Annotated in this window: 13 protein-coding genes, 1 tRNA gene and 1 pseudogene; 12 read left to right on the plus strand and 3 right to left on the minus strand. The window is 58.6% G+C overall.

What is annotated here, in order from left to right; genetic code table 11:
- Positions 1 to 65: 65 nt before the first annotated feature.
- Complete coding sequence (locus ACMLHG_RS04885) at positions 66 to 986, minus strand: metallophosphoesterase family protein (RefSeq protein WP_417169740.1); 921 nt, start codon at positions 984 to 986, stop codon at positions 66 to 68.
- A 146-nt stretch (positions 987 to 1,132) separates the two neighbouring features.
- Positions 1,133 to 1,209, minus strand: a tRNA-Met gene (locus tag ACMLHG_RS04890).
- A gap of 248 nt (positions 1,210 to 1,457) precedes the next feature.
- On the opposite strand from ACMLHG_RS04890, the pseudogene ACMLHG_RS04895 reads away from it, so the two are divergent.
- The 6 genes and pseudogenes from ACMLHG_RS04895 to ACMLHG_RS04920 form a co-directional block, all read left to right on the plus strand.
- Positions 1,458 to 1,523 (plus strand): annotated as a pseudogene (locus ACMLHG_RS04895) (zinc-ribbon domain-containing protein); the annotation flags it as partial.
- Positions 1,524 to 1,601: 78 nt separating this feature from the next.
- Positions 1,602 to 2,426, plus strand: coding sequence for a hypothetical protein (locus ACMLHG_RS04900; protein WP_417169751.1), 825 nt, complete (start codon positions 1,602 to 1,604; stop codon positions 2,424 to 2,426).
- A gap of 84 nt (positions 2,427 to 2,510) precedes the next feature.
- Positions 2,511 to 3,362 (plus strand): formyltetrahydrofolate deformylase, encoded by an 852-nt coding sequence (gene purU / locus ACMLHG_RS04905; RefSeq protein ID WP_417169741.1) that lies wholly within the window; start codon positions 2,511 to 2,513, stop codon positions 3,360 to 3,362.
- Positions 3,359 to 5,185 (plus strand): O-antigen ligase family protein, encoded by a 1,827-nt coding sequence (locus tag ACMLHG_RS04910; RefSeq protein ID WP_417169742.1) that lies wholly within the window; start codon positions 3,359 to 3,361, stop codon positions 5,183 to 5,185. Before purU ends, ACMLHG_RS04910 begins: the two co-directional genes overlap by 4 nt.
- Before the next feature lie 101 nt (positions 5,186 to 5,286).
- Positions 5,287 to 5,556, plus strand: coding sequence for an ACT domain-containing protein (locus ACMLHG_RS04915; protein ID WP_294437559.1), 270 nt, complete (start codon positions 5,287 to 5,289; stop codon positions 5,554 to 5,556).
- Between the two features lie 2 nt (positions 5,557 to 5,558).
- Positions 5,559 to 6,917 (plus strand): PFL family protein, encoded by a 1,359-nt coding sequence (locus ACMLHG_RS04920; RefSeq protein WP_417169743.1) that lies wholly within the window; start codon positions 5,559 to 5,561, stop codon positions 6,915 to 6,917.
- Between the two features lie 3 nt (positions 6,918 to 6,920).
- Here ACMLHG_RS04920 and ACMLHG_RS04925 read toward each other — a convergent pair whose 3' ends face one another.
- Complete coding sequence (locus ACMLHG_RS04925) at positions 6,921 to 8,075, minus strand: DUF2264 domain-containing protein (protein ID WP_417169744.1); 1,155 nt, start codon at positions 8,073 to 8,075, stop codon at positions 6,921 to 6,923.
- Between the two features lie 457 nt (positions 8,076 to 8,532).
- Here ACMLHG_RS04925 and ACMLHG_RS04930 point away from each other — a divergent pair, with 457 nt between their 5' ends.
- The 6 genes from ACMLHG_RS04930 to ACMLHG_RS04955 form a co-directional block, all read left to right on the plus strand.
- Positions 8,533 to 9,279 (plus strand): DUF1559 domain-containing protein, encoded by a 747-nt coding sequence (locus tag ACMLHG_RS04930; protein ID WP_417169745.1) that lies wholly within the window; start codon positions 8,533 to 8,535, stop codon positions 9,277 to 9,279.
- A gap of 12 nt (positions 9,280 to 9,291) precedes the next feature.
- Positions 9,292 to 12,786, plus strand: coding sequence for a sugar-binding protein (locus ACMLHG_RS04935; protein ID WP_417169746.1), 3,495 nt, complete (start codon positions 9,292 to 9,294; stop codon positions 12,784 to 12,786).
- A gap of 278 nt (positions 12,787 to 13,064) precedes the next feature.
- Positions 13,065 to 14,066: a LacI family DNA-binding transcriptional regulator gene (locus ACMLHG_RS04940; RefSeq protein WP_417169747.1), complete on the plus strand. Its 1,002-nt coding sequence runs from the start codon at positions 13,065 to 13,067 to the stop codon at positions 14,064 to 14,066.
- An 8-nt stretch (positions 14,067 to 14,074) separates the two neighbouring features.
- Positions 14,075 to 14,782, plus strand: coding sequence for a prepilin-type N-terminal cleavage/methylation domain-containing protein (locus tag ACMLHG_RS04945; protein WP_417169748.1), 708 nt, complete (start codon positions 14,075 to 14,077; stop codon positions 14,780 to 14,782).
- 7 nt (positions 14,783 to 14,789) lie between these two features.
- A complete protein-coding gene (locus tag ACMLHG_RS04950) occupies positions 14,790 to 17,123 on the plus strand; it encodes a hypothetical protein (protein ID WP_417169749.1) in 2,334 nt (777 codons plus the stop codon).
- 150 nt (positions 17,124 to 17,273) lie between these two features.
- Positions 17,274 to 17,516 (plus strand): hypothetical protein (locus tag ACMLHG_RS04955; RefSeq protein ID WP_417169750.1); only part of this gene is annotated, 243 nt, incomplete at its 3' end.

The following is a 17,516-nucleotide window of genomic DNA, read 5'->3' on the forward strand; positions in this document are numbered from 1 at the left end:
AGAGTGAAGAATTTTACAAGGCGCAATCGTATTTTTTTCCGACTTTTCTGCGATTGAGGGCCTGACTAACGGAGAAGTTTGAAATGTGCGGAAAGAACGGAGGCGTCGCAGGGAAGGCCGGCGCAGTCGAATTCCGGATTCCCGGTCATCGCGCGGGTGATCCCGAGGTACATGCCGCCGCGCATGCCGTCGATCTGAATTTCTCCATCTTCGGAAACCGTCACGATCGCGTGGACCGGTTTTTCGAACAGCAGTTCATGGTCGGACAGCGCAAATTTCGCCATCAATTCCGGCGGATAGGCGTGATGAGGCGTATTGATCCACTCCGAAGTCGTGCTGTTCAAGTCGAAGAAAGCGATGTTTTCGACAATCTGCAGATTGTTCCGGTGGTGGTGGCCGTTGATCCAGAGGAGGACCTTGCCCGGCTCCTGCCGCAGAAGTGCAAGCACCTCCTGCCGGTTGGCGACGCCGTTGGGGCGGACGATGCTGCAGTGGGAAAATACGATGCATCGTCCCGGCGCGGTGCGAATCGCATCGCGTAGAAATTCCAGCTCCTCTTCCGGAATCAGCAGCTCTTTCTGATGACATTTGGTCCAGACGTCGCTGGAGGCGTAGTGGACGACGGAACCATCCGGTGCATGGTGGAAGTTTGTATCGATGGAGATCAGCCGGAATCCGTTTCTGTCGAAGTAATAGTAACTTTTCCCCTCCATCTTGTACGCTTCCGTCACCGCTTCGACCGTATCGGTCTCTTCGAAATCGTGGTTGCCCATCGTGTGGAATGTGGGGATGGCGTAGTTGTTATAGCGTTCAATGAGAGGCCGGGCAATCTTGACGTTATGGCAGAAGTCGCCGCAGTGCATGATGAAGTCGACCTTTTGTCGACTGGCGCGGGCGAGAATCTCCTCCAGCCGTTCCGCCGCCTGGTTCCAGTTCCCCTCCCGGTAGTGAAGGTCGGCAAAGACGCTGAATTTGACTCGATTCATTCTGTATCTTTCCGGAGTTTGGCTTTCCGCTGAAAAAAGGCAAAAAAAAAGCCCAAATTCAGATAACCTGTCTGACGTGCATCCGGTTCCCGGAACCGTGCAAATCAGGCCGCGATTGAATTTCGGACCATTCAAAAAATCAAAATTGGTAGCGGGTTCGTGACTCGAACACGAGACCTACGGATTATGATTCCGACGCTCTAACCAACTGAGCTAACCCGCCACGCCACTTAAAATAGACCACTTTTTTATTTTTGCAAACGGTCTCTGCAAAAAAAATTGAATTTTTCTGCAGAAAAAGTCGGGTGACGAGGCGAAAAAAAGAACTTGTCTCTGCGGTGAGAATTTTTTTGTCATCGTGCATTGCCGCAACTCCAGTAAAAAAATGGGGAAAAACATTGATTTTTTTTTCGAGGATGTTATGTTATATAGTTCAAGGATGAGTTCAGAAACGAGTTCGGGGGGGAAGGGATGAAGTGTCTTCAGTGCGGCACTGTTGTGCCGGATTCCGCTGCGTTTTGTCCGACTTGCGGGAGCAGGCTCCCCGGCGCGGCTCTCTCGCCCAAGCCGGAGACATTCAAATTTTCCTGCGACGTGTGCGGGCAGCATATCTCGGTGCCGAAAGCCTGGAGCGGCAGGCTGGCCGTCTGTTCCGCCTGCAATCAGCGTGTGCGGATTCCCCGTCCGGATTCTGCAAACGGTCCCCGGGTGGTGCCGCTGCCTCCACCGCTGGTCCGCCCGGCTTCGGCGGTGCCTCCAACGCTCTTTCCATCCAACGGGAATGCGGCGGCAGAGCCTGAAAAAGAGCCGGAGCCGGTCGGAGAAGAGAAAAAGGCCGCCGGCGCGGTTCCGGAACTCCCCGCGGAACTTCTTGCCGCAGGGAAACGCCGCAACCTGATGGCCGGAGCCGCGGGAATCGGCATCCTGCTCTGCCTGCTTGCGGTGCTCTGCATGACGGGGCTGCATCTCTTCCGGAACGCCGCGGCCGCCCAGCCTGCAGATCTGGAGCTTTTTCGACGGATCGGCGTCGCCTGCACCATCTATTGCGTCGACTCCCGCGGCCTGTTTCCGGTCGGCGAAGGAGCCGCGGGGGTGAAACGGCTGATCGATCAGGAGTGCCTCGACCGGAGCGTGCTGCTGCCGGGCGGCGGGGAGATTGCCGAATCCAACCTGAAGATCGCCTACGTGGGCAGCGGACTTACGGAGGGGAGGGCGGATTGCGGTCGCCTGCCGGTCGCATTCGACAAACCGAAAGATGCGCGCGGCGGAATCCGTGTGCTCCGGTGCGACGGGACAATTTCTGTGGTGGAATTCCCGGAAGAGGTTCGCCGCTGTGCCGATTTCGTCAACTTTCTCCGCCAGTCGACGCCCGGGCCCGAGGAGAGCTGGGCGCTCATTCTGGAGAATGCCCGCGCCATCGATTTCGCCGACGGACTCTGACGCGGACTGGAAAATTGTTCCGGGAAGTGCTATCTTTAACAGATTGCATTTGCGGACAACTTGTAATTTCGGAATGGATTTTTTATGCGGAAAGCGATTTTTCTGATACAGACCAGTGACCGGAAGGGGCTGCTGGCGGAGATCTCAACGTTTTTCTATTCGCACGGCTACAACATTCTGCTCTGCCGGCAGTACACCGATGTGCGGGAAAACAAATATTTCATGCGGATCATCATCGATCTCTGCGAGCAGACCACCCGCAAACAGCTGGAGGAGGATTTCGCTCAGCTGGCCCGGAAGTTCGATCTGCACTATTCGCTTTATTATGACGATGTGCCGCAGAATGTCGCAATCATGGTCTCCAAAACGTCGCACTGCCTCTACGATCTGCTGATGCATGCGGAGGAGGGGGACCTCAACTGCCGGATTCCCCTGATCATCAGCAACCATCCGGACTTGGAGAGCGTGGCGGACCGCTTCCGGATTCCGTTCTACTGCTGCCCGATGGTGCCGGACGGAAAGGCGGCTCAGGAGGAGCGGGTGCTGGATCTGCTGAAACGGCACCGGATCGACCTGGTGGTGCTGGCCCGCTACATGCAGATTCTTTCCGATCACTTCATCGAGCAGTTCCCGCAGCGGATCATCAACATTCACCACGCCTTCCTTCCCGCGTTTCAGGGGGGGAATCCCTACGAGCGCGCCTGGGAGCGCGGGGTGAAGATGATCGGAGCCACGGCCCATTACGCCACCGCCGAACTCGACGAGGGGCCGATTATTGAACAGGATGTGGAGCGGATTTCCCACGAGAACGATCCTTCCGATCTCAAAAACATCGGCAAGGACATCGAACGCCGGGTGCTCACCCGCGCGGTCCGCGCTCATCTGGAGCACCGGGTGATTACCTCCGGCTGCCGAACGATTGTGTTTTCACGATGAACGGGCGGCGGGAGAACGGCGGCTGGGCGGCGAAGTGGTGTGCCGGATATTTGATCGGGCTCACGTTTCTTCTGCCGTTGAAATTCGGTTCTCTGGCTGTTCTTCCGGAAGCGACGTCGTTTTATCCGGGGGATCTTTTCTCCTGGCTGATCATCAACTGGCCGGCGCATTCGTTCGGAATCTTTTCCGGCGTGGCGCTGTTTGCCGCACTGGTGGTGTTTGCGCCCGGAATGCGGCCGTTGCGCACCTCAGGCGGCGCCACCGCACTGCTCTGGAGCTTCGGGCTGGTCCTTGTCTCGCTGATCGGCTGGATCAATGCCGCCACGATCGATTATGCCGTGGGGGAGACGATCCATCTGGCCGGCATCGGTGCGTATGTGCTGGCCGTCCGGCTCTGGCTGCGGAACCGGCCGGAAGAACGCCGCTGGTTCTGCGCGGCGCTTGCGGCGGGGGCGTGCTGGCTGATCTACTCCGGCCTCTCCCAGTATTTTGTCGGATTTGCCGAGACGCGTGAGTTTGTGGAGAAGCAGATCGCCGAAGGAATTCCGATCAGCCACGTGATGGTGGCGAAGATCAACGACGACCGTGTGTTCGCCACCTTCGTCTCCTGCAATGTGCTGGCCGGCTATCTCCTCCTCCTGCTGCCGGTGACATTGTATGCGGTCTGGCGGTTTGCCGGTCATTTCGAACCGGTCCGGCTCTCCCGGATTCTTCTCTGCGGTCTGGTGTTCTCCGGACTGGCCGCGGTGCTGCTGCTGACCCGGAGCCGGGCGGCGTTTCTCGCCGCACTGCTGACGGCGGGAGCGTTTGCCATGACGTTGCCGAAGCGGCGGATTTACCGCTGCATTCCGGTGGTGGTACTGGCACTGGCAATCGTCGGCGGAGCGATCTACATCCACCGGGCCGGACGCGGTTTCGGTTCGATGGCGGAGCGGGTCGACTACCTGCGCAGTTCCGTGAAGATGATTGCGGAAAAACCGCTTGCCGGTCACGGCTGGGGCGGATTCTTCTATCGGCATATGGAGCTCAAAACCACCGGGACCGATGAATCGGCGCACGATCCGCACAATCTGGTCATGGCGTTCGCTTCGCAGACCGGTGTGATCGGCGGGGCGGTGGCGCTTGCCGCCGTGCTGCTGCCGCTCTTCTGGCTCGGGCGGAGGATCTTCCGGCGCGGCGGAGAAGAGACGCCGGAAGAGGGGGCGGATGGGTTTGCTCGTGCCGTCTTCTGGGGGGAGTGTGCGTTTCTGCTTCATGCGCATATGGATGTCGATCTGCAGATCCCCGCTTCCATGGCGGCGGCTGGAGCGATGCTGGTTGCCGCATTGCCGGAAGCCTCCGCGCAGATGGCTGCCCGCGGGCGGCGGCGCTGGCTGCTGGTCGCGGCGGGGATGCTGCTTGCCGCCGTGGCGGCGATGGGGAACATCCTCTGGTTGCGGGCGGAAATGGCGTATGACCGGCTGATTACGCTGGCGCGGCCGCAGTCGGCGCAGGATCGTCTGCGACCGGTTTCGGATGCCGAAGTGGTGAAGGCGCTCCGGGAGGCGGTGGCATTGCGTCCCGGTTCCCCGTTCCCGTGGGAGATTGCCGGGGACTATTTCTGGAGCCGCCGCGACGGTGCGATGGCGGAGAAATGTTATCGCGAGGCGGCCCGTTGCACGCCGGACCGGCCTTCGCTCTACCGGCGCTTCTTCGATCTGGAGATGGCGCGCGGAAACCGTGCCGCGGCGGCGAAGCATCTGCGACGGATGCTGGAACTCTTCCCCTCCAATCCCAAGTACCAGGCGCTGGCGGCGGAATTTGGATTGGAGACGCGGAAATAGGCCGTCTGCGGCAGGCGGATGAGACGGAATTCTTTTTTTTCGTTTGATAATCCGCAATTCAGGGGTATGTTATCCCGCAAACACATCGAAAGGGAATTGCCATGAAAGCTGTTGTTTCCGTCGTCGGACGGGATTCTGTCGGAATTATCGCCAAAGTGAGTGCGGGCTGTGCCGAATACGGGGCAAACATCCTCGACATCTCCCAGACGGTGCTCAATGGGTATTTCACCATGATCATGATTGTCGACATCCGGGCGTTGACGGTGACCTTCAACGATTTTGTCGACCGCATGTCCGCGCTCGGGCGCAAGGACGGTCTCGACATTCATGTCATGCACGAAGACATTTTCAACTCCATGCACAGGATCTGACCATGATCGACTCCAGAGATATCTTGGAAACCATCAGCATGATTCGTGAGGAGCGGCTCGATATCCGCACGATCACGATGGGGATTTCACTGTACAACTGCCAGTGTGACGATGCGAAACGTCTGGCCGACCGCATCTACGACTGCATCATGCGCCGGGCGGCGAATCTGGTCAAAACCGGCGAGGAGATCGAAAAAAAATACGGCATTCCGATCATCAACAAGCGCGTTTCCGTGACGCCGATCGCTCTGATGGCGGGCGGGTTGAACGCGGAGGAGACGGTCCGTCTGGCGCGGACACTCGACCGTGCCGCACACGAGCTCGGCATCAACTTCATCGGCGGGTACAGTGCGCTGGTGCAGAAGGGATTCACCGAGGGAAGCCGGGTGCTGATCGAGTCGATTCCGGAAGCGCTTTCGGTGACGGAGCGGGTCTGTTCCTCGGTCAATGTCGCCAGCACGAAGGCCGGAATCAACATGGATGCGGTCGCTGAAATGGGGCGGATTGTCCGCAAAACGGCGGAGCTGACCGCCGACCGGCAGTCGATTGGCTGTGCGAAACTGGTGGTGTTCGCCAATGTTCCGGAGGACAATCCGTTCATGGCCGGTGCATTCCACGGCATGGGGGAACCGGAGACGGTCATCAACGTCGGCGTGTCCGGCCCCGGTGTTGTCGCCTCGGCAATTCGCCGCCGCGGCGCGTGTGACCTTACGGAGGTGGCGGAGACGATCAAGCGGACGGCGTTCAAGATCACCCGGGTGGGGCAGCTTGTGGCGCGGGAAGCCTCCGAGCGGCTGGGTGTGCCGTTCGGAATCGTCGATCTCTCGCTGGCACCGACGCCCGCGGTCGGGGATTCGGTCGCCTACATTCTGGAATCGATGGGGCTGGAGAAGTGCGGCTGTCACGGGACGACCGCCGCTCTGGCAATGCTCAACGACGCGGTGAAGAAGGGGGGCGTGATGGCCTCCTCGCACGTCGGCGGACTCTCCGGCGCGTTCATTCCGGTGTCGGAAGACGCCGGCATGATCGAGGCGGCCCGCTGCGGTGCACTCAGCATTGAAAAACTTGAGGCGATGACGGCGGTCTGCTCGGTGGGGCTGGATATGATTGCGATTCCGGGGGATACTCCGGCCGAAGTGATCTCCGGCATCATCGCGGACGAGGCCGCGATCGGCATGGTCAATTCGAAGACGACGGCAGTGCGGCTGATTCCGGCCGCCGGCTGCCGGGAGGGCGATACGGTCTCCTTCGGCGGGTTGCTGGGCGAGGCGCCGGTGATTCGGGTGAACGGCCGTTCTCCGGCGGAGTTCATCGCCCGCGGCGGACGGATTCCGGCGCCGATTCAGAGCTTGAAGAACTGACCGTCAGAGGTCCTGGACCGCGTGATCGGCGGGCATGTCCCCGCCGGACCAGATTTTCACAGCGCTCCACGGCTCCGCCGGCGCGCTCCAGAAGGGATCCTCCGCCGGAAGCCCGAGGGGCAAAAAGGCGGTGGAAGCCAGATAGAGACTGCCGGTTGAAATGTAAACTTCTCCGATGGCGGGCTGATGGCCGCAGAGGCCGATCTGGAGCCAGCCGTTCGAATCCCGGGTGTCCGGGGCGTCAAGCGTCCGTGCGATAACGGCGGAAAGCGCCTCGCGGACGGCGGCGGGATGCAGTTCCTCCGGCAGTTCGTGGTGCAACGCGACGGTGCTGAGCGCATGGAAGGCGCCGCACCGGTAGGCGAGCGAACGGCCGACAGCGGGGAAGGAGCCATCCGGTGCGATCATCCGCTCCAGAATGGCCGCATAACGGCGGATTCTCTGCAGGACTTTGCGATGGAGCGTTTCCCACTCTTCGGAGCGGTCGGCGATGAGAGAAGTGATATCCAGCAGCATCGGCTGAATGACGTAACTGTTGTAGTAGTCGAACGAGAAGTTGCAGCCGTCGCCGTAGATGCCGTCCCCTTTGAACCACTGGTCGTGCTGGCGCAGGGCGTAGGCGATCCGGGTCAGGTCGGCGGGGAAATCCATTTTCAGCAGTGCCGCTTCAACCATGGCGGAAAAGAGCAGCCAGTTGTTCGGAGCGGGGGTGATGACACGGGAACGGCAGAGCAGTTCCGCGGTCATGGTTCGCAGTTCCCCGCTCATTCCGCCGATGAGCTGTCGCGGTGCCCGGAGCAGAGCGTGGGCGAAAAATGCGGTATCCACCAGCAGTTGCGGATTGGGTTGTCTGGTTCCTGGTGGCGCCCACAGGTAGTCGGGAGAGGCCGGATCAACCGCGGCTTCAACTGCCGCAAGGGTTGATTGCAGATAACGGCGTCGCAAAACTCCTTCGGCGCTGTTGTCCGGAGGAAGTTCCAACCACGGGGCGAGGCCGCAGAGCAGCCGGCCGAACGCCTCCATGCAGGAGCAGTCGGAACGGTCGACTTTCGCTTCCTGCGGCATTGTTTTGCGAAGTTCTCCCCGGTTCAAGGCATTGAGAACCGGGTCGGCAAGGCTCAGCAACTGTCGGAGCCAGTATTGGCGCGGATGATCCATGTTGACGCATCTTTCTCTATTTTGGAGGGTATCGCTCTATACTATAGCGGGGAAACTGCGGCTTGCAAGTACGGGAAACTTCTTCAAAAGTTGATTCTGCGGGTACAGGAGCTGGATATCCCGGATGTTCCGGGGGGAACATTTTGCAGGAAAAACTTATGCCGGCGCAAATTGTCCCTGCGGTGCGGATATTGTGCGTGTATTGATTTTTTCCGTGTAATATTCTTATTTTTCGTAACATTGTGTGCGCCTGCCGGGGCGGGTGATGCGGAAGTCTATTTTGATAGAATCTCTGATATAATTGTCAGTATTACTGATATATTTCCTTTTCTTGCTATTGACTTCGGAGGGGGGATCAGGTACAATTAATGAAGAAAACCTCCGGGATGAATTCCAGGCCGGTTGCCCGGGATGAATGCGCCGGCTGAAGATGAAATGAGCGGGAAAGGAGCAGCGAATGAGGAATTGCAGATTCGGCAGAAGATTTACCTTGATTGAACTCCTCATAGTAATAGCCATTATTGCCATTCTGGCCAGTATGCTGTTGCCCGCGTTGAACAAGGCGCGCATGCGAGCGAAGACCACGACCTGCCTCAACAACCTCAAGCAGCTCGGGCTGGCGCTCTTCTCCTACGAGGGAATGTATGGAGTCAGGCCGTTTGCGGAGAATCTTGAGCTTACGAATGGGCCGTCGAATGCGCTCAACGCCAACAAAAAATGGTATGGCATGCTGTGGCTGGCCAATCTGCTGCCGATATCCGGCGCCACCACCTATCAGGGGGCGGACGGGCGGAACTGCAAACTTCTGCTCTGTCCTTCGGCCACCGCTCCGGTGGAACGGACTTACGTAATGAATTGCGGCTTCGGTGAGTTGAAGGGAATGGAAACCGGCAGCTCTTATCGCAATTGGGCCATGGCCAGTTTCAAGACGGAATCGATTCCGCGTCCGAGTTACCGGGTGAACTTAATCGACGGCGGAGCGAATCTGGAAAACAGCGCGACTAACACTTACACGGTCTATTGGAATTATCACATCCGCTATGTTCATGGCGGCGGAATGTCGATGTATGTGACGGAGAGCGATGGGGATACCGCTCCTCGGTCGATGGTGACCAATGTCCTGTTTCTGGATGGACACGTCGAATCCAAAAGTCTCGGTGAACTGTATGGAGATCGCAGCCGTTATTTCGGAAGATACAAATAGGGAGAAGCATGCATGAAACGATGGATGGGATTTGTGATCGGCGGCCTGGTGTTCGTCGCCGTGGCCGCATCGGCATTTTCACCGGACTGGGGTACCTGCCGTCTGGAACGGCAGGAAAAGAACGGTTCCCTTGTGGTTCGCAAGGGAACACGGCTGGCCGGCGTGTTTTCGGTGAAGCCGTTCGAGGCGGTGAATTCTCTGCAGGTGTCAACGGAGCCGGGCTTGCTGGTGGTGGATACTGCCGGACTGCGGAAGAAATTTCCGAAGGCGGAGGTGATTTTCCGTGCCCACGATCTGCCGTTTACGCCTGCCCACCGGCTACAGAACATGCGGCTGGAGCTCGCCGCCTCTTCCCAGCCGGGCGGTCTGCCGGCGAAACTCTATTTTGAGGGGACGCAGGGGGAGAAGAAGAAACATTTCTGGAAGGTGAAACAGCTGGTTCTCTCCGGCGAAGACAACCGTTTTTCGTTCGATCAGATTCTGCCGGGAGATCTCAACGACCTCCATCTGCGCTTTGACCTCTCCGGAGCCGGGATCTACCGGATCGGCAGGACCGGTTTTGCGCCGGCGGCCGGGGAGAAGGTGAATCCGGCGAAAAACTGGCTGACCAACGGCGGCGCGGAGCTGGGCTGGTTCAATGTCAGCACATTCAGCGGCCGGACCGGTGCGATGGCGGACGACGGCAGAATCTACGACGGTTACGGCAAGGTGTATCGCCGCGCGATGGCGGCGGCGGTGGACAGCCGGGTGAAACACTCCGGACGCAACTCCTTCCGACTGGAGGCGGCGCCGGATTCGACCGGTTATTTCTGTTACAACTCCGTGCCGTTCCAGGCGGGAGCTCCGATGTCGTTTTCAGTCTGGCTCAAGGCGGAGAAACCGAAGACGAAGGTGACTCTGGGGCTTTATCTCGCCTCCGGCATCGCCTATGGCCGCGAAGTGACGGTGGGGACGGAGTGGAAACGGTATGATCTCTCGGTTCCGCGCTGGGGGGAGAAGGACCGGGGGAGCTATCTCTACGGCGATGCCGTCAACGGCTATGGATCGATTTTCCATCAGGTGACGCCGCGCCTGATTCCGTCGGCCGGTTCGACGGTCTGGGCGGATGATGCCGCCTGCCATCTCGGTGCGGCTCGGGATGCCGTTTACCCGGCAATTTCCGTTGCGGGCAAACTGAATCATACGCGCGGCTACTGCTTTGCCGGGGAGCCGGTCGTGGCGGAGTTTTCGGTGGTTGCTCCGGGGAAACGTGAACTGCCGGTCCGGTGGGAGCTGCTGGATTTCCGGGGACGCCGGATCGGGAAAGCGGTACAGGAGACATGGAAACTCGACGCCGCGGGGCAGGGCGTTTCCCGGTGCACACTGCCGTTGCCGGAAGAGTTCCGGGGCAGTTGCAACTGGAATTTCTCCATCGGCGATGTGAAGTACAGCTTTCAGTTCGGCGTGATCGACCGCCCCGGAAAGCAGTTGACCCGCCTCGGCATCAACTACGACTCGAGACAGAATGCGGAAACTGCGATTGCGATGCTGAAGGATTTCCGGTTCGGTGCGGTGCGGATGTGGTCCGATTTCCGGAATCTGCCGACCCACGGGTTCCGTGACGTGCCCTTCTTCCACCGGAATGGATTCCGGGTCATGATGTGCGTCGGAATGCTCGGAGCGGATGTGCCGCGCTTTCTCGCTCCCACCGACTGGAGTGACTGGAAGAGCCGTCTGGCTCTGGCGGCGGCCGGCGTGAAGGGGATGGTCGACAGCTACGAAATTTTCAACGAGAGCAACATCTGGGGAGGACGCACCCGCGTCACGGATCCGGCAAAACACCGGGAGATGACTCCGGAGGCGAATGCCGAAGCGATCCGGGCGGCGGAGGAGGTGCTGAAAAAGGTCGATCCCGCCGCACTGGTGGCCGGCCCGGCCTCCTGTCATACGGATATTTCGTGGACCGATAACGTGCTGGCGAAGGGGGCGGCGGAGGCGTTGTCCATCATCACGGAACACCCCTACCGGGCGCTGCCGGAGCTGCCGGATTACGCGGAAGACCTGGTGACGTTGCGCAAACTGGCCGACCGCCGCCGGCCGGGACTGATTCTGGTCGCGTCGGAAGCGGGGGAACGCGGTGTGGCGCTGCCCCGTGGCGAACAGATTGCAGAGTGGGAGCGGAGCCGTGCCGCCTACAATACCCGGATGATGCTGATCGCCTTTGCTTACGGGGTGAAGGAGTTCCACCATTTCAGCATGGATCAGACCGCCTGCGGCACCGGCTGGTCGATGATTCTGGCGGGGAATCCGGCCACCGGCGATCTGGCGCGTCCGGCTCCGGTGATGTTCGCGTTGCGGAATGCGGCGGACCGGCTGGAAGAAGCGGTTCCGGCGGGCCGGGTGCGGCTGGGCAGCGATTATCGGGGGTATCTCTTCGACCGTGGCGACCGCCGTGTGGCGGTGCTGTGGAAGTGGAACGGGAAACCGGTCAGGGCGTCGCTTCCGGAAGCGTGCGCCGGCAAGGTCACCGTATTTGACTTCATGGGGACCCGGCAGAACGGTTTGACGCTGGAGCTGGATGAGTTTCCGGTCTACCTGGAAACAGCGGCCGCGGTCGACGAACTGAAACAATGGATCGGAGCGCTGGAACTCGGCGGGACGCGTCCCCTTGACGCTGCACTGGAGGTGAGCGGGGAGAGTTCTTTCCGGATTCGCCTCTTCAACGGCTCGAACCGCCCGGTTTCCGGCCGGGTGAAGGTGTTGACGCCGAACGTCGTGAAGGGTGTGACGGAACGGGAGTTCCCGGCAATTCCGGCGGAGGAGAGTCGCTCGGTGGAGTTTCAGACGGTCACGGGGATCACGCCGACGGACCGGCCGTTTGAGCTGGAGGTGATTCCGGCGGGAGGAGCTGCGCGGCGCGTTCGCTTCAACCTCCGTTCGATCCTGGTTCCGAAGCTGGCGAACGCTCCTTCGGTGGATGGGCGGGACCGGGAGTGGTCGAAGATGGTCCCGCTCCGGCTCACCTCCGCTCAGGCGGTCCGGCTCGCTCCGTGGACGCCGCAGGAGGATCGGATTCAGGCGGAAATGCGCCTGGGCTGGGATGAGAATTATCTCTACCTTGTTGTGGCGGTCGACAAGGCCGACGTCGTGGAGAGCGCGGTCGGCCCCTCCGGACTCTGGAACGGCGATTCGCTGCAGATTGCGTTCGACCCGCTGCGCAATGCGACGAAGGATCTGCAGGGATATCAGGACGACGACTACGAGTTCGCCGTTGGACTCTGGCAGGGGAAGCCGGTCGTCTACATGCTCCGGGCGGCGGCGGCACTGTATGACAGTGTGGATAAGCAGCTGGGGGTGGTGCCTTCGGTGAAATCGGCGATTCGCGTGGAGAACGGCAGGACGGTGTATGAATTGGCCTTCCCGCGTCTGCTGGTGAGTCCGTTCCGTCTGCAGGCCGGTTCGGCAATGCGGTTCAGTTTGCTGGTGAATGTGAACAACGGCCGGGGGAGGCGGGCTGGCTTGAGCTGACGCCCGGCATCGGTCAGACGCCGAAACAGCCGGGGAATTTCATTGATCTGGTCCTGTTGCCGGAAGCAAGGTGATGGTTCCCCGCTCCCTGCATCGAAGGTAAGTTGTTCTCTCTTGCCGTGGAATGGCGATGGAAAGAAATCCGTCTCCCTCCACGGCAAATTCTTTTAATTTTTCAGACATTTCCTATTGACATTGACCTGTCGATATGGTATAATATTATTGGCAAAACGTTTTGTCAAATTGTTTGTCAATGGAAAAGGAATGCAGAAACAACGATGGCGGGAAAGGCGAAAATAACCGATGTGGCGCGGGCAGCCGGAGTTTCGGTGACGACGGTTTCGCACACATTGAGCGGCCGCAGACCGGTGGGGGCTGAGGTGCGGAGCCGTGTGCTCCGGGCGATTCGCGAGCTCAACTACCGGCCCAACTACTTTGCGGGAGCGATGAAACAGAACCGAACCGGTCTCATCGGGATTCTGGTGGATCAGTGCCGGAATTCCGCTACGGGAATTCTGCTGGAAAACATGGAGCACTCTCTTGCCGAACGCGGATATGAGATCGTGCTGGGAATTGCCGGGCTGGATGCGGAAAAGGGGCGGCGGCTTCTGGAAAAATTCGCCTCCGGGATGGTGGATGGTGTAATCAACATGCTGCCGCAGCTTTCGTCGGACGAAGCGGAACTGATTGCGCCGTCGCTGCCGCTGGTCACGCATCTGCGTCAGGCCTCCGCGCCGGTCTATGTGGATTACGAGGAGGGCGCGCGTCAGGCGTTCGCTCATCTGCGCGGGCTCGGGCACCGGCGGATCGGATACATCGGTTCGGCGCGGCGGCGGTTGAATGGACCGGATCCTGTGCTGGCCGGGTGCCGGGACTTTCTGGCGGCGAATGGAGAGACGCTGGATCCGTCGCTGGAAGTAAACGGAGAGGACAGTGTCGAGGGGGGGCGGCGTGCCGCGGCGGTATTGCTGCAGCGCGGCGTGACGGCGATCCTGGCCTCCAACGATCAGATGGCCCTCGGGGTTTATCAGCGTGCCTATGCGGAGGGAATGCGGATTCCGGAAGAGCTTTCGGTGATCGGTTACGATGATTCTCCGCTGGCGACCTCGGTTTTCCCACTGCTGACCTCGGTACAGATTCCATTTGAGCAGATCGGGCGCTGTACGGTGGAGGGGCTGCTGCGCAAATTGAGCGGAGAGAGCGAACCGCTTCAGCCGCGTGTCATCACGCCGCAGCTGATTGTGCGAAATTCAACCGGAATTCCGGCAACCATATCATAGGAGGCAAAATGCTGTACCAGCGAAACGACGGAAGTGTCAGGGTATGCAACAAATTTACTTTAATAGAACTTCTAATTGTTATTGCAATCATTGCCATCCTCGCGTCGATGTTGCTTCCCGCCCTGAACAAGGCACGGGACAGGGCCCGGACCGCTTCCTGTAACAGCAATTTGAAGCAGTGCGGGAATATCTTTGCACTGTACGCTGATGATTACGACGGGTATCTGCCCGGGGCGATTCTGCTGCTGGACGGAGTTGCGACATACTGGCAGACGGCGCTGGGAGAGTTGAACTATCTGCCGAAATTTTCCAAAGAAAAGCGTACTGTTGCCGGCTGTCCGTCGGCGCCGTTGTACGACAACCGCAGTTCCTACGGAATTCCCGCCCATTCCGCAACGACTGAAAATGTCGTTGTTATCGGAGAGACGGAGGGCCTGGTGTTCAAGACGTTGAGACTTCAACGGCTGGACAGCCGGGAACTGGCTGCCGCTGATTCCCAGCGTGGTCAGGTGACGGTCACTCAGAACCAGTATTTCTATCTGGGCGACGGCCGCGGGCAGCTGGCCGGCGCGTCCGGCCGGGCCGTCAGCCTGCGGCATAACGGTGAAACGACAGCCAACATTCTGTTTGGTGATCTCCATGTTGCCGGAGTCATGCGCGGGTGGTTTGGCCAATCTCAGAAATACACCTGGTCCGTGCCGAGCAATGCGCAATAGGAAAAACATGATGAAGAATCTCATGATATACGGCTGGATTCTTCTGGGAGTTCTGTGTGCTCCCGCGGCGGAGAATCTGGTGAGGAACGGTCGGTTCGAACAACTTGACAATAACGGCCGTCCGGTGGGATGGCAACTTGGAGTGCAGAATCAGTGCCTTTTCCGGCTGGAAGGGGTGGAATATGTTCGGGAAATTCCCGGAAACTCTCTGAGGATGAGCAATTTCACTTCGCGCACTCCCGGTACTTACGGCAGCCTCAAGCAGAGAATCACCGGCATGGTTCCGGAACGGAAATATACTCTTTCCTTTGTGGCCCGGGGGAGGAAGGCGAGAGGAATCTCCGGAATCATCGGGAGAAAGCGCAATATTCGGCTGAGAAGCGGAACAGCCGCTGTTCCGGAGAGCGGGCGGCAATATGCTCTGACTTTCTCTTTGCTTCAGGACGAATTTGAACCAGATGGAACTGTCCCGCTTGAAATCATTTTTGAAGACTCGGCGGAAACGATCTGGCTGGGAGACATAAAAATCACCGAAGTGAAACCTGTCGTCTGGTATCCCCGGCCCCGGACACTTCAGCCGTACGCCGCCTGTTCCCATTTCTCCGCCGACGGCTGGAATGCCAGAAAAAATCGGGCGCTGCAATCGATTCATGCCGTACAGGGGCGCGGCGATCTATGGTGGCGGATCGTGGAACCGCGACCGGGCGAGTGGGATTTTCAATATTTTGATCGCGTTCTGGAGGGGATGGAGCAGGCGGGGATCCGGCCGCTGGCGATTCTCGGGCAAAACGTGAAATTTGCTTCTCCCGCTCATTGGCATCGGAAAGAGTGGAGCGACTACGTGACGAGAACAGTTTCCCGTTACGTCGGAAGAATCTCCGAATACGAAGTTTGGAATGAGCAGAATTCGGAGCATTTCTGGCGTAACCCCGATCCGGGGGATTATGCTGATTTTCTTCGGCTGACATATCAGTTGGTGAAAGCGGTCGATCCGCAGGCAAAGGTGGTTTACGGAGGAACTGCAGGCGTTCCGCTGGACTACATTGAAGCGAGTTTCGCCGCCGGTGCTGTCGGTTCGTTTGATATCATGAGCGTGCATCCTTATCACATCGAGGGGGGGCCGGAGCTGATGATTCCAGAATTGCGTGAATTGCGCCAGTTGATGGAACGGTACGGCGCAAGCGACAGACCGATATGGATTACGGAGATCGGCTGGCCGACCGCTAACGCGGACCCGATGATTTCCCGCGGCCTTCCGCTGTTTTTGAAACGACTGGGAATCGCTCCGGATTGTACCATCGCCGTGCTCTGTGATCCGGATGAGACCAATGAAAACCCCTGTCAGTATGACGATGGTCATTCGATTGAAAACCCGATTGTGAAAATTCGTCTGGAGGAGTTGAAACAGCTGGATGTCAAACGATTTCCAGTTTTGATCCCGTGTATATTCCGCTCCTTCCCGGTGGCCGGCAGGGAGGCGTTGGAAGGATATTTGAAACGCGGCGGAACGTTGCTGCTGGCATCCGGCGGGACCCCTTTTTTCTGGGAGACCCACAAGGGGGCGGACGGGAGTTTTCATGTCCGCGAGAGCGATTATTTCAAGAAGCTTCATATCGCTGTTGAATCACGATGGGGAAAAGACGGAATACCTCCCGCAGCAACCCGCTGGAGTCTGGCTCCGGAATTTTCCTCCATCGGCCCGCTGTATTCGAACAACCGGCTGGAGTTTCTGACGGCAGATAATTTGAAACCCGGCGATGAACTGATTCCCATTCTTTACGGAGAACGCGGAAATTTCAGGGGGATTTCCGGCGCTATTTACAAGTTGAACAGCGATCTCAAAGGAAATTTGATTGTACTGTGCAATTCCCGTTTGATGAATGTGAGCGAAACAGTACAGGCTCAACTCATCGCCCGGACACTGCTGATTGCGCAGGCCTGCGGAGTGGAACGGATCTTTCCGTACCAGATTCATCAGAGCGAACGCAATCCTTATGACAAGGAGAGCCATTTCGGTCTCTTCACACATGAACTGAAAATGAAACCGGCGGCAATTGCTTACCGGACGACGGCCCGGCTCTGTCCACCGGGCTCCACCTGCCCCTGTCTCAACCGGCGCGGGGATCTCTGGAGTGCTCACTGGGAAACTCCTGCGGGCAAAACAATCTCCGCTCTCTGGAGTGTGCGTAATCCGTTATCTCTTTTGCTTCAGAATCCTGCACAGTTTCAGTGCATGGATTATCTGGGCAGACGGGTGGAACTGCATTCCCCGGTCGTTACGATCTCTTCCGGGCCTCTGTACTTCATTGGGAACAGCAAACTCTCTTTCTTTATGAAGTGAGAAACGTCATTTTCTGTGGACATAATGGCGTCAAAAAAAATATTTTTTTACATCCATCTCTTGACTTTGCCGGAAATGCTGTGTATAGTGAAGAAAGAATGATATAACTGTAATAGTGTTTCTTTGGATTTTTAGGCAAGGGGGATGTCGATGGTCTTTTCTGGTGAAATCAGTTGGTTCGATCAATATGGAAAGGTGTGCCGCTCCGCAATCGATGCCGGGCACGGCTGGGAAATCACGGAACGGCAGCTCATCTCCCGGGAGCTGGGAATTCGATTGGCCTATCGGATTTCCGCCGACGGAACTCTGTCTCTGCCGCTTGACGAACTCTATGAGAGCGGCAAAACCAGAGTGCAGGAACTGGTCCTCTGGCCGGAACTGATTGCCGGATAT

Source organism: Victivallis sp. (assembly GCF_048170485.1).
Taxonomy (GTDB): domain Bacteria; phylum Verrucomicrobiota; class Lentisphaeria; order Victivallales; family Victivallaceae; genus Victivallis.

What these genes read in the sequence shown, in the direction of transcription:
- ACMLHG_RS04885 (WP_417169740.1), bottom strand. Translation starts at nt 986, where the DNA reads ATGAATCGAGTCAAATTCAGCGTCTTTGCCGACCTTCACTACCGGGAG.
- purU (WP_417169741.1), top strand. Translation starts at nt 2,511, where the DNA reads ATGCGGAAAGCGATTTTTCTGATACAGACCAGTGACCGGAAGGGGCTG.
- ACMLHG_RS04910 (WP_417169742.1), top strand. Translation starts at nt 3,359, where the DNA reads ATGAACGGGCGGCGGGAGAACGGCGGCTGGGCGGCGAAGTGGTGTGCC.
- ACMLHG_RS04915 (WP_294437559.1), top strand. Translation starts at nt 5,287, where the DNA reads ATGAAAGCTGTTGTTTCCGTCGTCGGACGGGATTCTGTCGGAATTATC.
- ACMLHG_RS04920 (WP_417169743.1), top strand. Translation starts at nt 5,559, where the DNA reads ATGATCGACTCCAGAGATATCTTGGAAACCATCAGCATGATTCGTGAG.
- ACMLHG_RS04925 (WP_417169744.1), bottom strand. Translation starts at nt 8,075, where the DNA reads ATGGATCATCCGCGCCAATACTGGCTCCGACAGTTGCTGAGCCTTGCC.
- ACMLHG_RS04930 (WP_417169745.1), top strand. Translation starts at nt 8,533, where the DNA reads ATGAGGAATTGCAGATTCGGCAGAAGATTTACCTTGATTGAACTCCTC.
- ACMLHG_RS04935 (WP_417169746.1), top strand. Translation starts at nt 9,292, where the DNA reads ATGAAACGATGGATGGGATTTGTGATCGGCGGCCTGGTGTTCGTCGCC.
- ACMLHG_RS04940 (WP_417169747.1), top strand. Translation starts at nt 13,065, where the DNA reads ATGGCGGGAAAGGCGAAAATAACCGATGTGGCGCGGGCAGCCGGAGTT.
- ACMLHG_RS04945 (WP_417169748.1), top strand. Translation starts at nt 14,075, where the DNA reads ATGCTGTACCAGCGAAACGACGGAAGTGTCAGGGTATGCAACAAATTT.
- ACMLHG_RS04950 (WP_417169749.1), top strand. Translation starts at nt 14,790, where the DNA reads ATGATGAAGAATCTCATGATATACGGCTGGATTCTTCTGGGAGTTCTG.